The 14,423-nt window shown below is 71.9% G+C and carries 16 protein-coding genes; 15 read left to right on the top strand and 1 reads right to left on the bottom strand.

Annotated features, from left to right (window positions below; translation table 11 throughout):
• Window positions 1-222 precede the first annotated feature (222 nt).
• Genes thrS through K415_RS0117040 form a run of 9 tightly spaced genes read left to right on the top strand, consistent with a single transcriptional unit; the run spans window position 223 to window position 9,128 of the window.
• A complete protein-coding gene (thrS, locus tag K415_RS0117080; protein ID WP_024288259.1) occupies window positions 223-2,223 on the top strand; it encodes a threonine--tRNA ligase in 2,001 nt (666 codons plus the stop codon).
• The gene (locus K415_RS0117075; protein ID WP_081785079.1) at window positions 2,210-2,806 is read left to right on the top strand and encodes an HIT domain-containing protein; all 597 of its coding nucleotides are present in this window, start codon (window positions 2,210-2,212) and stop codon (window positions 2,804-2,806) included. The genes thrS and K415_RS0117075 overlap by 14 nt, the downstream gene beginning before the upstream one ends.
• A 7-nt stretch (window positions 2,807-2,813) precedes the next feature.
• A complete protein-coding gene (gene pgsA, locus K415_RS0117070; protein ID WP_024288257.1) occupies window positions 2,814-3,443 on the top strand; it encodes a phosphatidylinositol phosphate synthase in 630 nt (209 codons plus the stop codon).
• Complete coding sequence (locus tag K415_RS0117065; protein ID WP_024288256.1) at window positions 3,440-4,414, top strand: phosphatidylinositol mannoside acyltransferase; 975 nt, start codon at window positions 3,440-3,442, stop codon at window positions 4,412-4,414. The genes pgsA and K415_RS0117065 overlap by 4 nt, the downstream gene beginning before the upstream one ends.
• Entirely contained in the window at window positions 4,411-5,640 is a 1,230-nt protein-coding gene (locus K415_RS0117060; protein WP_024288255.1) for a glycosyltransferase family 4 protein, read from the top strand. The genes K415_RS0117065 and K415_RS0117060 overlap by 4 nt, the downstream gene beginning before the upstream one ends.
• Entirely contained in the window at window positions 5,637-6,281 is a 645-nt protein-coding gene (locus K415_RS0117055) for a hypothetical protein (protein ID WP_024288254.1), read from the top strand. Before K415_RS0117060 ends, K415_RS0117055 begins: the two co-directional genes overlap by 4 nt.
• Window positions 6,278-7,606 (top strand): PrsW family intramembrane metalloprotease, encoded by a 1,329-nt coding sequence (locus K415_RS0117050; RefSeq protein ID WP_024288253.1) that lies wholly within the window; start codon window positions 6,278-6,280, stop codon window positions 7,604-7,606. Before K415_RS0117055 ends, K415_RS0117050 begins: the two co-directional genes overlap by 4 nt.
• Before the next feature lie 56 nt (window positions 7,607-7,662).
• Window positions 7,663-8,565 carry a pyridoxal 5'-phosphate synthase lyase subunit PdxS gene (gene pdxS / locus K415_RS0117045; protein ID WP_029664025.1) on the top strand — a complete coding sequence of 301 codons (903 nt, stop codon included), beginning with the start codon at window positions 7,663-7,665 and terminating at the stop codon, window positions 8,563-8,565.
• Window positions 8,562-9,128, top strand: coding sequence for an NUDIX hydrolase (locus tag K415_RS0117040; protein ID WP_024288251.1), 567 nt, complete (start codon window positions 8,562-8,564; stop codon window positions 9,126-9,128). The genes pdxS and K415_RS0117040 overlap by 4 nt, the downstream gene beginning before the upstream one ends.
• Window positions 9,129-9,198: 70 nt before the next feature.
• On the opposite strand, the gene K415_RS0117035 is transcribed toward K415_RS0117040, so the two are convergent.
• Entirely contained in the window at window positions 9,199-9,915 is a 717-nt protein-coding gene (locus tag K415_RS0117035; RefSeq protein ID WP_155859508.1) for a hypothetical protein, read from the bottom strand.
• Window positions 9,916-9,948: 33 nt separating this feature from the next.
• On the opposite strand from K415_RS0117035, the gene pdxT reads away from it, so the two are divergent.
• The 6 genes from pdxT (at window position 9,949) to yajC (ending at window position 14,299) form a co-directional block, all read left to right on the top strand.
• Window positions 9,949-10,566: a pyridoxal 5'-phosphate synthase glutaminase subunit PdxT gene (pdxT, locus tag K415_RS0117030; RefSeq protein ID WP_024288249.1), complete on the top strand. Its 618-nt coding sequence runs from the start codon at window positions 9,949-9,951 to the stop codon at window positions 10,564-10,566.
• A gap of 13 nt (window positions 10,567-10,579) precedes the next feature.
• Window positions 10,580-11,341 (top strand): YebC/PmpR family DNA-binding transcriptional regulator, encoded by a 762-nt coding sequence (locus K415_RS0117025; protein ID WP_024288248.1) that lies wholly within the window; start codon window positions 10,580-10,582, stop codon window positions 11,339-11,341.
• Window positions 11,342-11,345: 4 nt separating this feature from the next.
• Window positions 11,346-11,969 (top strand): crossover junction endodeoxyribonuclease RuvC, encoded by a 624-nt coding sequence (gene ruvC, locus K415_RS0117020; protein WP_024288247.1) that lies wholly within the window; start codon window positions 11,346-11,348, stop codon window positions 11,967-11,969.
• Between the two features lie 84 nt (window positions 11,970-12,053).
• Entirely contained in the window at window positions 12,054-12,668 is a 615-nt protein-coding gene (ruvA, locus tag K415_RS0117015; protein ID WP_024288246.1) for a Holliday junction branch migration protein RuvA, read from the top strand.
• Window positions 12,661-13,713, top strand: coding sequence for a Holliday junction branch migration DNA helicase RuvB (ruvB, locus tag K415_RS0117010; protein ID WP_024288245.1), 1,053 nt, complete (start codon window positions 12,661-12,663; stop codon window positions 13,711-13,713). Before ruvA ends, ruvB begins: the two co-directional genes overlap by 8 nt.
• 139 nt (window positions 13,714-13,852) lie before the next feature.
• On the top strand, window positions 13,853-14,299 hold the full coding sequence (gene yajC, locus K415_RS0117005; RefSeq protein ID WP_024288244.1) for a preprotein translocase subunit YajC: 447 nt from the start codon (window positions 13,853-13,855) through the stop codon (window positions 14,297-14,299).
• Window positions 14,300-14,423 lie beyond the last annotated feature (124 nt).

Genomic DNA, 14,423 nt, shown 5'->3' with positions numbered 1-14,423 from the left:
GTCATCCGTCAAACGGGTGGACTTTCGGGTGCACGGCGAGATGACAGACTGTGACTTCCCTGGTCAGACCGGTCATCCCAGGTATCGGCCCACGATAATTCACCCGCCCGGTCCGGGGCACCATCACCCGTCCGGAGCAGTCGTCACAGCTCGCCCGTCCGTACCTCGGGACGGCCCGGCCTCGGTAGCATCGTGGGGCCGACCACCCGAGGAGCAGCACCCGTGTCCCAGATCACCCTGACCGTTGACGGAGTCGAACGAGCAGTTGACGCCGGGACGAGCGGCACGGAGCTCTTCGCCGATCGCCGCGACGTCGTCGTGCTGCGCGTGGACGGCGAGCTCACGGACCTCGCCACCGCCCTCGAGGCAGGCTCCCGCGTGGAGGCCGTGACGATCGACTCACCCGACGGGCTCGCGGTCCTGCGACACTCCGCGGCCCACGTCCTGGCCCAGGCGGTCCAGGAGATCAACCCGGCAGCGCGGCTCGGGATCGGGCCGCCGATCACCGACGGGTTCTACTACGACTTCGATGTCGAGACACCCTTCACCCCCGAGGACCTCAAGGCGCTCGAGAAGGTGATGCAGCGCATCGTCAAGGAGGGGCAGACCTTCCGGCGGTGGGACCTGACCGAGGACGAGGCGCGTACCGAGCTGGCAGCGGAGCCCTTCAAGCTCGAGCTCATCGGGCTCAAGGGCACCGCAGCCGAGGCGGCCGACGGTGCCTCGGTCGAGGTCGGCCTCGGCGGGCTGAGCATCTACCAGAACCTCAAGCGGGACGGTTCGGTGGCCTGGCAGGACCTGTGCCGCGGACCGCACCTGCCCAGCACGCGGTTGATCGCCAACGGCTTCCAGCTGACCCGCTCGGCTGCGGCCTACTGGCGCGGCTCGGAGAAGAACCCTCAGCTCCAGCGCGTCTACGGCACGGCCTGGCCGACCAAGGATGAGCTGCGCGCGCACCTCGAGCGGGTCGCCGAGGCCGAGCGCCGGGACCACCGGCGGATCGGCGCGGAGCTCGACCTGTTCTCCTTCCCCGAGGAGCTCGGCTCAGGTCTGCCGGTGTTCCACCCCAAGGGCGGGATCATGCGCACGGAGATGGAGAACTACTCCCGTGCGCGCCACATCGAGGCCGGCTACTCCTTCGTCAACACCCCGCACATCACCAAGGCGCACCTCTACGAGATCTCGGGGCACCTGGACTGGTACGCGGACGGCATGTTCCCGCCGATGCACATCGACGCGGAGGTCGACGACGACGGCATCGTGCGCAAGCCCGGCCAGGACTACTACCTCAAGCCGATGAACTGCCCGATGCACAACCTGATCTTCCGGTCGCGTGGGCGCTCCTACCGCGAGCTGCCGCTGCGGCTGTTCGAGTTCGGCACCGTCTACCGGTACGAGAAGTCGGGTGTGGTGCACGGCCTGACGCGCGTCCGCGGGCTGACCCAGGACGACGCCCACATCTACTGCACGCGCGACCAGATGAAGGACGAGCTCACGCAGACCCTGCAGTTCGTCCTGCAGCTGCTCAAGGACTATGGGCTCGAGGACTTCTACCTCGAGCTGTCGACCCGCAACCCGGACAAGTGCGTCGGTCCCGAGGAGGCCTGGGACGAGGCGACCCGCACGCTCGAGGAGGTCGGGCTCGCCTCCGGGCTCGAGCTCGTCCCCGACCCGGGCGGTGCGGCGTTCTACGGACCGAAGATCTCGGTGCAGGTCAAGGACGCGATCGGCCGGACCTGGCAGATGTCGACGATCCAGCTCGACTTCAACCTGCCGGAACGCTTCGAGCTCGAGTACACCGCCCCGGACGGGAGCCGGCAGCGGCCCGTGATGATCCACCGCGCGCTGTTCGGGTCGATCGAGCGGTTCTTCGGGATCATGACCGAGCACTACGCGGGCGCGTTCCCGGCCTGGCTCGCGCCGGTCCAGGTGATCGCCGTCCCGGTCGCCGAGCCGTTCAACGACTACCTCGCCGACGTGGTGTCGCAGCTGCGGGCACACGGCATCCGTGCCGAGCTCGACACCTCGGACGACCGGTTCGGCAAGAAGATCCGCACCGCGAGCACCCAGAAGGTGCCCTTCGTCCTGATCGCCGGCGGTGAGGACGTCGAGGCCGGTGCCGTCTCGTTCCGCTACCGCGACGGGCGGCAGGACAACGGGGTGCCGGTCGCGGAGGCGGTCGAGCGGGTCGTCGCAGCCGTGCGGGACCGTGTCCAGGTCTGACGGGTCCGACGAGGCCGACCGGACCGTGCCGAGCCGCATCGAGCAGGGCTCGGAGCTGGCCGGCGACCCGGACGGCTACGACCGGCTGTGGACACCTCACCGGATGGTCTACATCGGTGGTCAGGACAAGCCGGTCGGCGACAGCGTCGAGGAGTGCCCGTTCTGCCGGGCTCCGGGTCGTACGGACACCGATGCTCTGCTCGTCGCACGCGGGACGCATGCCTACGTCCTGCTCAACCTGTACCCGTACAACTCCGGGCACCTGATGGTCGTGCCGTACCGGCACGTCGCGGGCTTCCCGGACCTCGACGTCGACGAGACGGCGGAGGTCGCCCTGCTCACCCAGACGGCGATGCGGGTGCTCCAGCAGGTGATGTCACCGCAGGGCTTCAACCTCGGCATGAACCAGGGCGCCGTGGCCGGTGCCGGGATCACCGCGCACCTGCACCAGCACGTCGTGCCCCGATGGGCCGGCGACGCCAACTTCCTGCCGATCATCGGCAGGACGAAAGCGCTCCCGGAGCTGCTCGGCGAGACACGTGAGCGACTGGCCGCGGCATGGCCCGCGCCGATGAAGGGATGATCGACCCGTGCTGAGTCAGCTGCGTGCGGTGACGACCCGCGCCTTCACCCCGATCGCCGAGTTCCTGCTCCGACGTGGGGTCTCGCCGGACGCCGTCACGATCACCGGGACGCTCGGGGTGGTCGTCGCCGCCTTGTGGCTGTTCCCCCTCGGACACCTTCTCGCGGGAACCCTCGTCATCACGCTCTTCGTGCTGAGCGACCTCATCGACGGCGTGATGGCGCGCTCGTCGGGCCGTGCCGGTCCGTGGGGCGCCTTCCTCGACTCCACCCTCGACAGGTTCGCCGACGCCGCGATCTTCAGCGGGCTCGTCGTGTACCTCGCCGGGCGCGGCGACGACCCGGTCGGTGCCGTGCTGGCGCTCACGTGCCTCGTCCTCGGCTCCGTCGTGCCCTACACGCGAGCGCGGGCCGAAGGCCTCGGCATGACGGCGAGCGTCGGGATCGCCGAGCGTGCCGACCGGCTGACCCTCGTCCTGACGGCAGCCGGGCTGGTCGGCCTCGGGCTGCCGCCGGTCGTGCTCACGGTCGTGCTCGCTGTGCTGGCGGTCGCCAGCGCGGTCACCGTCCTGCAGCGGATGGCAACGGTCCGTCGACAGGTCAGAGCAGCGGCCGGCCCGAGCGAGGGCTCCCCGTGAGGGCGAGGCGGACCACCTCCCTCTTCCTGATCGGCTGGCGCGTCGCGGCCCGGCTCCCCGAGGACGTCGTCCGCGCGGCGATGCACGTGGCCGCCGACGTCGCCTGGCTCCGTCGGGGTGGCGGTGTCCGCCAGCTCGAGGCCAACCTGGCCCGGGTCCGCCCCGCGGCCACCCCGCAGGAGCTGCGGCAGCTGAGCCGCGAGGGCGTGCGCACCTACCTCCGCTACTTCGGCGAGACGTTCATGCTCGGCCGCATGACCCAGGAGCAGATGACCGCCCGGGTGCTGGTCCAGGGCGCCGAGGGCATCATGGCCGAGGTCACGAAGGGGCGCTCCGTCGTGCTCGCGCTCGGGCACCAGGGCAACTACGACCTCGCCGGCGCGTGGGCCTCGGCGCATCTGGCTCCGGTGACGACCGTCGCCGAGCGGCTCGAGCCCCCGGACGTCTTCGACGAGTTCGTGCGGCTGCGCGAGGGCTTCGGGCTCACGATCGTCCCGCTGGACGCAGGCAGCGACGCCTTCCGCGAGCTCATCCGGGCGGTCCGTGCCGGCGGGATCCTGGTGCCGCTGCTCGCCGACCGCGACCTGACGGCCCGTGGGGTCGAGGTCGACCTGTTCGGCCAGGTCGCCCGGGTCGCGGCCGGCCCCGCCGTGCTGGCCGTGAGCACAGGCGCCGCCCTCTTCCCGACCACGATCCGGCACGTCCGCCTGCGCGGGGCAGGTCGCCGGGCGGCCGGCAGCCGTTGGGGCATCGCGCTCACCTTCCACGAGGCGCTGCCTGCACCGGACGACGGCCCGCGCGGCGAGCGGGTGCAGCGACTGACCCAGGCATGGGTCGACGTCCTGGGTGCCGACATCGCGGCACACCCGACCCACTGGCACATGCTCCAGAAGGTCTTCGTCGCCGATCTCGACCCGCAGCGCGATGCCGCCACCCGGGCCGGCGCGGAGCATGCCGAGGAGGCCACGTGAGCCAGCAGGGCCTGCGGATCGGTCTGGTCTGCCCGTACTCGTTCGACGTCCCCGGCGGCGTGCAGTTCCACGTCCGCGACCTGGCCGAGGCCCTCCAGGACCTGGGGCACACCGTGTCGGTGCTCGCACCGGCCGACGACGACACACCCGTCCCCGACTACATGACGACCGCCGGCCGGGCCATCCCGGTGCGCTACAACGGTGCTGTCGCGCGGATGACGTTCGGGCCGGTCAGCGCGCGCCGGGTGCGCCGGTGGCTCGCGGCGGGCGACTTCGACATCCTGCACCTGCACGAGCCGGTCACCCCGAGCCTCGGCATGCTCGCCCTGTGGATCGCGTCCGGCCCGATCGTCGCGACGTTCCACACCGCCCTGCTCCGCTCGCGTGCCCTGCAGGTTGCCTATCCGATGGTGCGCCAGAGCATGGAGAAGATCTCGGCGCGGATCGCCGTGTCGGAGGACGCCCGCCGCACGCTCGTCGAGCACCTGGGCGGTGACGCGGTGGTCATCCCGAACGGGGTCTACGTCGACGCGTTCGAGGCGGCCGAGCCCGACCCCCGGTGGACCGGCACGCCGCAGGCACCGACCATCGCCTTCCTCGGCCGGCTCGACGAGCCGCGCAAGGGTCTGCCCGTCCTGACCCAGGCTGTCGCCGGGGTGCTCGCCGAGCACCCCGGCGCACGCTTCCTGGTCGCCGGGCGCGGTGAGGCCGGCGAGGCGGAGGCGCGCGAGACCCTGGGCCCGGCCACTGCGTCCGTCGAGTTCCTCGGGGGGATCTCCGACGAGGACAAGGCTCGGCTGCTCAGCTCGGTCGACGTCTACGTCGCACCGCAGACCGGCGGTGAGAGCTTCGGCATCGTGCTGGTCGAGGCGATGAGCGCCGGGGCCACAGTCGTGGCGAGCGACCTCGGCGCCTTCCGTCGGGTCCTCGACGAAGGCGCAGCGGGCGTCCTGTTCCGGACGGGCGATCCCGGTGACCTCGCAGCGACGCTCAACCGCGTCCTGCGCGACCCGGAGCTGCGAGCCCGGACCGCCGCGCGGGCGAGCGTCGTGGTCCGCCGGTACGACTGGTCGGTCGTCGCCGAACAGGTGCTGACGGTCTACGAGATGGTCCTGTCGGGCACCGTCCCGCGCGTCCGGGTCGGCGAGGACCCGTCGTCGGTCCGCACCATCGCCGACGCCGACGCCGACGCCGGGTCCGGCCCGGATCGAGGTGGCTCCCGATGACCTGGTCCGAGATCACCGTCGTCGTCGCGGCGGCGCTCCTGGTGCAGCTGTGGTGGGTCTGGGTCGCCGCCAGCCGTCTCGACCGCCTGCACCGCAAGGTCGCGACCTCGTGCGCAGCGCTCGACAACCAGCTGGTTCGCCGCGCGTCAGCGGCCGCCGAGCTCGCGTCGTCGGGTCTGCTCGACCCGGTCAGCGCCGTCCTTGTCGGCGAGGCCGCCTGGACGGCCCTCTCAGCGGGCAGCCACAGCCGGCCCGACCTCGCCGCCGACGTGCCCGACCTCGGCACGACCATCGACGCCTGCTCGCTCGAGGGCAGCACCGTCGAGGACCAGCCCGAGCGCGAACGCGCCGAGAGCGACCTGTCCCGTACGGTGCGTGCTGCGCTCGGCGGGGCCGACGAGGTCCGGGCCCTGCGCAGCGCCCCGCTCGGCGCCGAGCTCGTCGATGCGCTCGCGGCCGCCTGGTACCGCGTGCAGCTCGCCCGCCGCTTCCACAACGAGGCCGTCGCGCAGACCCAGCGGGTCCGGCGCAAGCTCCTCGTCCGCATGCTCCGCCTGCACGGTCGCGCCCGGATGCCGCGGACCGTCGAGATCGATGACGCCTGGCCCGAAGCATTCGCACGGCCTGGGGAGACCGCATGAGCCAGCCGTACCCACCGCCACCGCCGCAGGGCCGGCCACCCCTGCCGACAGCGGCCCGGTACAGCGCGCAGCCGTACCCGCAGACCTCTCCGCGCGCCTACCGGCCGGTCACGGCCAACCCCGCTCCCGCCCCGGCCCCGGCCGCGCTCGTCCCGGTGGGTTTCGCCCCGGCGCCGCGACGCCGTGCCCAGCACGGGGCCGGCACCGTCGTGGCGCTCGTGCTCCTCGGCGTCCTGGTCCTGGTGGCTCTCGCGGTGATCGCCTTCCAGATCGGGATCGCGGCGCTGCCCGGCGCAGCCGTCCTGGCCCTCGTGCCGCTGGCCGGTGTGATGGCCGCAGTGCTGTGGGTCGACCGGTGGGAGCGTGAGCCGTGGCAGGCCCTCGCCGTGGCCTTCGGCTGGGGCGCGTCGGTCTCGGTGCTCGTCGCCCTCGTCCTGAACACCGGGGCGATGGTCGCCATGGTCGGCGCAGGATCCGACGAGACGACGGCGAACGTCCTCGGTGCGGCCGTCGTCGCGCCGATCGTCGAGGAGTCGATCAAGGCAGCTGGGGTGCTGCTGATCTTCCTCGTCTGGCGTCGTTCGTTCGACGGGCTCGTCGACGGGCTCGTCTACGCGGCGACGGTGGCCGCCGGGTTCGCATTCGTCGAGAACATCCTGTACTTCGGCAGCACGATGGCCATGACGGCAGGCTCCGCCGACGGGGGACAGGCCGTCCTGACCATCTTCATGATGCGGGCCGTGATGTCCCCGTTCGCGCACGTGCTGTTCACAGCGTGCACCGGGCTGGCCCTCGGCTTCGCCGCGCAGAGCCGGAGCCGGCTCGCGTGGCTGTGGACCCTGCCGCTCGGCCTCCTGGTCGGCATGGCGCTGCACGGTCTGTGGAACGGCAGCGCCATGATGGGCGACGGCACCGGGTTCCTCGTGCTCTACGTCGCGCTGCAGCTCCCGCTGTTCCTCGGCGCGGTCGGGCTGGTCTTCTGGCTGCGCCGCCGTGAGGCCGCTGTCGTACGGGACCGGCTGGCCGAGTACGCGACCGCGGGATGGTTCGCGCCGGCCGAGGTCACGATGCTCGCCTCGCTCGGCGAGCGGCGGCGGGCCCGGGCCTGGGCCGGCCACCGCGGTCCCTGGGCGAAGCACGCGATGCGCGACTTCCAGGTCGCGGCCACCCGGCTGGCGTACCAGCGTCAGCGGGTCAGGATCCGTCACCCCGACCCCCTGACGTCGGCCGAGGAGGCCTCGCTCCTGCAGGACGTGGCGGCCGCCAGGCATGCCGTCCAGCGGTCGCTCGCGGGCCAGGAAGCGGTCTCTCGCGGGCTAGGATGAGAATCACCGCGACGACGACGAAGCGGACAATCCTCCCCTCCTGACGAAGGATCGACGTGAGCAGCGAGCAGACCCCGAACGTCATCGGCACCGCCAAGGTCAAGCGCGGCATGGCCGAGATGCTCAAGGGCGGGGTCATCATGGACGTCGTCAACGCGGAGCAGGCGAAGATCGCCGAGGACGCGGGTGCGGTCGCCGTCATGGCCCTCGAGCGCGTGCCGGCGGACATCCGTTCGCAGGGTGGCGTGGCACGGATGAGCGATCCCGACCTGATCGACGGGATCATCGAGGCCGTGTCGATCCCCGTCATGGCCAAGGCCCGGATCGGCCACTTCGTCGAGGCCCAGGTGCTGCAGTCCCTCGGCGTGGACTACGTCGACGAGTCCGAGGTCCTCACGCCGGCCGACTACACGCACCACATCGACAAGTGGGCGTTCACCGTTCCCTTCGTCTGCGGCGCGACGAACCTCGGTGAGGCGCTGCGCCGGATCTCCGAGGGTGCGGCGATGATCCGGTCAAAGGGTGAGGCCGGCACCGGCGACGTGTCGAACGCGACCACGCACATGCGCCAGATCCGTGACCAGATCCGCCGCCTGATGACCCTGCCCCCGGACGAGCTGTACGTCGCGGCCAAGGACCTCCAGGCTCCCTATGACCTGGTCGCCGAGGTCGCCCGCGCCGGCAAGCTCCCCGTCGTCCTGTTCACGGCCGGTGGCATCGCCACACCGTCCGACGCAGCGATGATGATGCAGCTCGGCGCCGAGGGCGTCTTCGTCGGGTCCGGGATCTTCAAGTCGGGCAACCCCGCGCAGCGTGCGGCCGCGATCGTCAAGGCCACCACGTTCTTCGACGACCCCGACGTGATCGCCACGGTCTCTCGTGGTCTCGGCGAGGCCATGGTCGGCATCAACGTCGAGGACGTGCCCGAGCCGCACCGGCTGGCCGAGCGCGGCTGGTGACGTCCGGCGCGCCCGACGACACCTGGCGTGACGGGTTCCTCCAGCTGGGCCCCGACTGGGTGCTCGGCGACGACGGTGTGCCGTTCCGCACCGCAGCACGCCTGATCCTGGTCGACCCGCAGGACCGCGTCCTGATGGTCCGCGGGCACGATCTCGACGAGCCGGACCGGCACTGGTGGTTCACCGTCGGTGGCGGGATCGACGCAGGGGAGTCCGCCCGTGACGCCGCCCTGCGCGAGCTCTACGAGGAGACGGGCCTGCGCCTCGATGCCACGGCGCTGGTGGGGCCCGTCCTGACCCGCACGGCGCTGTTCGACTTCGCGCGGCGCACCGTGCGCCAGGCCGAGGACTTCTTCCTCGCCAGGGTCGAGGCACCGGGCGAGATCGCGATGCACGGCTGGACCGACCTCGAGCGACAGTTCATGGACGAGGTCCGCTGGTGGCACCTCGACGATCTCGCGACGGTCCCCGAGCAGGTCTACCCGGAGGGGTTCGTCGACCTCGCCCGTGACCTCCTGGCCGGGTGGGACGGCGTCGTCCGGCAGCTCGGTACCGGGCCCTGACGGGGCCCCGACGGGGCTCCGTCCGACCGACCGACCGACCACCCGCGCCGAGCGCACGCCTGCCGCACGCTCACGGTGCGGCGCGAGGCGCTCCCTGGGCGGCCTGGGTGCGGGCACGGGAGCGCCACCAGAGCGCGCCGCCGATCGTCATGCAGGCACCGACGATGCCGACGAAGACCGCACCGAGAAGCCCGAGCACGGTGCCGAAGATCCCGCCGACGAAGGGCATCAGGTGTTGCTCCGGTGCGATCAGGACCGAGGCGGTGCTCCCGTCCGCCGTCGACGGTGCCTTCACGGTGTAGGTCCCGGAGCGGGCGGCGCGGAACGAGCCGACCGTGTCGACCTGGGTATCGCCTCGCCCGAGGTGCTGGTCGACCTCCGCGTGGTCCCGGACGTCGACAGCGGTGCCGTCCGGCGCACGCACCGTGATGTCGCCCTCGAGCTCGACGGCGAGGTCGGCGCCACCGTGGTCGTGCGCAACGAACAGGTCGTAGTCGGCACCGCCCTCGAGCTCCACGGGCACCGAACCAGGTGCCGGCACGACCCCGACGACAGCAGTGCCCGGCCCGCCCTCGGCATCCAGGAGGTCGAGCGGCAACAGGCCCCCGAAGCTCCGCGCGGCGAGCGCCGTCAACGCCAGGGCGACGAGGCACAGCGCCACGCCGGCGAAGGTCAGCACGCGGGGCGCCCGCGTGGAGACCGGTCGTCCGTCGGGAGCGACCTGGCCGCGTCCTGGACCCGGTCCGGCCGGGGATCGCGGGCCGGGTGCCGGGGCAGACGTCGTCATCCGTCGAGCATAGGCGCCGTAGAATCGCCCGTCGTGACTGCCCAACCGACCATCGGCGTGCTCGCCCTGCAGGGTGACGTGCGTGAGCACATGGCAGCGCTCGATGCCTCCGGCGCCCGGGCGGTGTCCGTCCGGCGCGCCGCAGACCTCGCGGGCGTCGACGCGATCGTGCTGCCCGGTGGCGAGTCCACGACGATCGACAAGCTGCTCCACATCTTCGAGCTCTTCGACCCGCTGCAGCAGGCCATCGCCGGCGGCCTGCCGGCCTACGGGTCCTGCGCCGGGATGATCCTGCTGGCGGACCGGATCACCGGGGGGATCGACGGTCAGCGCACGCTCGGCGGCCTCGACATCACCGTCCGCCGCAACGCCTTCGGCCGTCAGGTGGACTCGTTCGAGACCGACCTCGTGGTCGCCGGGGTGCCGGACAGCACCGAGCATCCTGTGCACGCGGTCTTCATCCGCGCGCCGTGGGTCGAGGAGGCCGGTCCTGGCACGCAGGTCCTGGCGACCGTGGCCACGGGTGCGGCCGCCGGTAGGATCGTCGCGGTGCGCCAGCGCGACGTCGTGGCCACGTCCTTCCATCCGGAGATCAGCGGCGACCTGCGCCTGCACCGGATGTTCGTCCAGATCGTCACCGACCGCGGTTGAGGGGTTACGAACGATGTCCGGTCACTCCAAGTGGGCCACGACCAAGCACAAGAAGGCGGTCGTCGACGCCAAGCGCAGCAAGCTCTTCGCGAAGCTGATCAAGAACATCGAGGTGGCGGCCCGGACCGGTGGTGCCGACCTCGCCGGCAACCCGACCCTGTTCGACGCCGTCCAGAAGGCCAAGAAGTCGTCGGTGCCGATCGACAACATCAACCGCGCGGTCAAGCGCGGCTCCGGTCAGGAGGCCGGCGGCGCCGACTACCAGACGATCATGTACGAGGGCTACGGCCCCGGTGGCGTCGCGGTGCTCGTCGAGTGCCTGACCGACAACCGCAACCGCGCTGCGTCGGACGTCCGGGTCGCGTTCACCCGCAACGGCGGCTCACTGGCCGACCCCGGTTCGGTGTCGTACCTCTTCTCCCGGCGCGGCGTCGTCATCGTCCCGAAGGCAGACGGCCTGACCGAGGACGACGTCCTCGGTGCAGTGCTCGACGCGGGCGCCGACGAGGTCACCGACCTGGGTGAGGCCTTCGAGATCATGAGCGAGGCGACCGACGTCGTCGCCGTCCGGACCGCGCTGCAGGACGCCGGCATCGACTACGACTCGGCCGAGGCCCAGTTCGTCCCGGCGACCCAGATCGAGGTCGACGTCGACGGCGCCCGGAAGATCCTGCGCCTGATCGACGCCCTCGAGGACAGCGACGACGTGCAGGACGTGTTCGCCAACTTCGACGCGTCCGACGAGGTCATGGCGGAGCTCGACGAGGAGGGCTGAGCCTGTGCGCGTGCTCGGCGTCGACCCGGGCCTGACCCGGTGCGGGCTGGGCGTCGTCGACTCCGTGGCCGGACGGCGGGTTGCGCTCGTGGCGGTCGGCGTCGCCCGGTCGTCCGTCGACGACGACATCGCGGTCCGACTGTGCAGGATCGGGGCCGAGGTCGAGCTCTGGCTCGACACCCACCGGCCGGACGCCGTCGCGGTCGAGCGGGTCTTCGCCCAGCACAACGTGCGCACCGTCATGGGCACCGCCCAGGTCTCCGGCGTGGTGATGGCCGCCGCCGCGTCCCGCGGGATACCGGTCGCCCTGCACACGCCGAGCGAGGTCAAGGCCTCGGTGACCGGCAACGGCCGCGCGCCCAAGGCCCAGGTCCAGCAGATGGTCGCCAAGATCCTCGGGCTGCCCGAGGTGCCGACGCCGGCCGACGCCGCGGACGCCCTCGCCCTGGCGATCTGTCACCTGTGGCGACCCGTCACGGCCGGCCACGCCGGGGCACCCTTCGGTACCGGCGCGACGGCCCGGCCCGCCGACGGCGCTGTCGCGAGAGCCCGCCGACGCTCGTCGGCGACCGCGGCGCAGACCGCCTGGGCACAGGCAGAGGCTGCGGCGCGCCGCACCAAGGCCTGACCGGCCCCTTGTTACGGTTGTTGCTGGTCGTACACATGTTCGGCAGGGCCCTGGTCCCGAGCCGGTTCGCGCAGGAGGTTCACCATGATCGCGACGCTCCGAGGACGGGTGGCGAACATCCGTCTGGACGCCGTCGTCCTGGAGGTCGGCGGGCTGGGCCTGCGGGCCTACGCGACACCGGCGACGCTGGCCAGCCTGCGGGTCGGGGAGCAGGGCGAGCTCGCGACCTCGCTCGTCGTGCGTGAGGACTCCCTGACGCTCTACGGGTTCGCCGACGCCGACGAGCGCGACGTCTTCGAGACCGTGCAGACGGTCAGCGGGGTCGGGCCGCGCCTGGCGATGGCCATGCTCGCCGTGCACACCCCGGACGGTCTGCGTCGGGCAGTCGCCACCGAGGACCTGGCGGCCCTCCAACGGGTTCCCGGCATCGGACGCAAGGGCGCCCAGCGGATCGTGCTCGAGCTCGCCGACCGGCTCGGGCCCCCGACGACGGGCGGTCCTGCCGGCGGGGCCGCACCTGCCACGGCGGATCGTCGCGACGAGGTCGTCGAGGCCCTCGTCGGTCTCGGCTGGAACCTCCGGGCAGCCCAGGACGCCGTGACGACAGCCCTGCCGACCGATGCGGGGGCGGTCGAGTCGGACGACGTCGCACCCCTGCTGCGCGCCGCGCTGCGGGTGCTGGGCGGCGGGCATGGCTGAGGACGAGACGACGACCGACGAGATCACGACCGAGCGGATCGTCGCGCCCGGTGCCGAGGACCTGGAGCGGGCGGCGGAGAGTGCGCTTCGGCCCCGGCACCTCGGCGAGTTCATCGGGCAGCGGGTCGTCCGGGAGCAGCTCGAGCTCGTCCTGCACGCAGCGATGGCCCGTGATCGGGCGCCGGACCACGTGCTGCTCAGCGGACCGCCCGGTCTGGGCAAGACGACGCTCGCGATGATCATCGCCGCGGAGCTGGGCACCTCGATGCGAGTGACCTCCGGGCCGGCGATCCAGCACGCCGGCGATCTCGCCGCCGTGCTGTCCTCGCTCGAGGACCGCGAGGTGCTGTTCATCGACGAGATCCATCGGCTGGCCCGACCGGCCGAGGAGCTGCTGTACGTCGCGATGGAGGACTTCCGGGTCGACGTCGTGGTCGGCAAGGGGCCCGGTGCCAACGCGATCGGCCTGGCCCTGCCACCGTTCACCGTGGTCGGTGCGACCACGCGGGCCGGTCTGCTGCCGGCGCCGCTGCGCGACCGTTTCGGCTTCACCGGGCACCTGGACTTCTACGACGAGGCCGAGCTGCAGCGGGTCCTGGTGCGTTCGGCCGGCCTGCTCGCCGTCGACCTGCACCACGATGCGGCGGTGGAGATCGCCGCGCGCTCGCGCGGAACGCCCCGGATCGCGAACCGCCTGCTGCGCCGGGTGCGCGACTGGGCTCAGGTGCGCGGGGACGGGACGCTCGACCACGCCGCCGCCAAGGCCGCGCTGGCGGTGTACGAGGTCGACGACCTGGGACTCGACCGCCTCGACAGGTCAGTGCTGCATGCCCTGTGCGTTCGTTTCGGCGGCGGACCGGTCGGCCTGACGACACTCGCCGTCGCCGTCGGCGAGGAGCCCGAGACAGTGGAGACCGTCGCCGAGCCGTTCCTGGTTCGTGAGGGTCTGATGGGCCGCACCCCACGGGGCCGGGTCGCGACCGCGCGCTCCTGGGCGCACCTCGGGCTCACCGCTCCCGACGGTGCAGCGACGCTGTTCGGCTGACCTCGGTCCCGGCTCGTCGGCGACCCGTCCAGTAGCCTGGCGGGCGGAACCGTGCAGAGCGCCGATGCGTTAGGGCGGGGGAGCGCCGGTCGCCTAGACTGCGCGCGGTTGCCATCGACACAGGACGCGAGACGAAGCCATGGATCCCACCTTTCTGATCATCCTTGCCCTTGCCTTCGGTGCGATGTGGCTCATGACGAACCGCACCCGCAAGCAGCAGAAGCAGGCCGCCGACTTCCGGGCGAACCTGACACCTGGGCAGGACGTGATGACCGGTTCCGGCCTCTTCGGCACCATCGTGGAGGTCGAGGACGACGTCATCACGCTCGAGATCTCCGAGGGGGTCACCACCCGGTGGCTGCGCCCGGCGATCGCCAAGCTGATCGAGGCGCCGGTCGCCGACGACCTCGACGAGGAGGTCGAGGACGACGAGAACGTCTACGACGACGAGAGCCTCGAGGACGTCGAGCTCGAGGATGACGAGCTCGAGGACGACGAGCTCGAGGAGGACGACGACGTCGAGGTCCCGGACGACGCCTCGAGCCTGACGGACGGGACCGACGAGGGCGACAGTCCCCGACGCTGATCACCCGACGGGGCCACGTCCCCGTCACACACCGCACGGCCTGCCGGTAGCCCGGGCGGACGGGCCGCACGCACACGAGAGAAGACGAACAGTTGGCAACGACGACCCACCGCGAACGACCGGT

It is taken from the genome of Cellulomonas sp. KRMCY2 (genome assembly GCF_000526515.1).
GTDB lineage: Bacteria > Actinomycetota > Actinomycetes > Actinomycetales > Cellulomonadaceae > Actinotalea.
The sequence above is the reverse complement of the archived record's forward strand: the minus strand, read 5'-3'. Positions and strand labels throughout refer to the sequence as shown.

Coding starts and splice junctions, on each gene's coding strand:
- K415_RS0117055 (WP_024288254.1), top strand. CDS start 5,637: ATGACCTGGTCCGAGATCACCGTCGTCGTCGCGGCGGCGCTCCTGGTG.
- K415_RS0117050 (WP_024288253.1), top strand. CDS start 6,278: ATGAGCCAGCCGTACCCACCGCCACCGCCGCAGGGCCGGCCACCCCTG.
- ruvA (WP_024288246.1), top strand. CDS start 12,054: ATGATCGCGACGCTCCGAGGACGGGTGGCGAACATCCGTCTGGACGCC.
- K415_RS0117025 (WP_024288248.1), top strand. CDS start 10,580: ATGTCCGGTCACTCCAAGTGGGCCACGACCAAGCACAAGAAGGCGGTC.
- ruvB (WP_024288245.1), top strand. CDS start 12,661: ATGGCTGAGGACGAGACGACGACCGACGAGATCACGACCGAGCGGATC.
- yajC (WP_024288244.1), top strand. CDS start 13,853: ATGGATCCCACCTTTCTGATCATCCTTGCCCTTGCCTTCGGTGCGATG.
- K415_RS0117035 (WP_155859508.1), bottom strand. CDS start 9,915: ATGACGACGTCTGCCCCGGCACCCGGCCCGCGATCCCCGGCCGGACCG.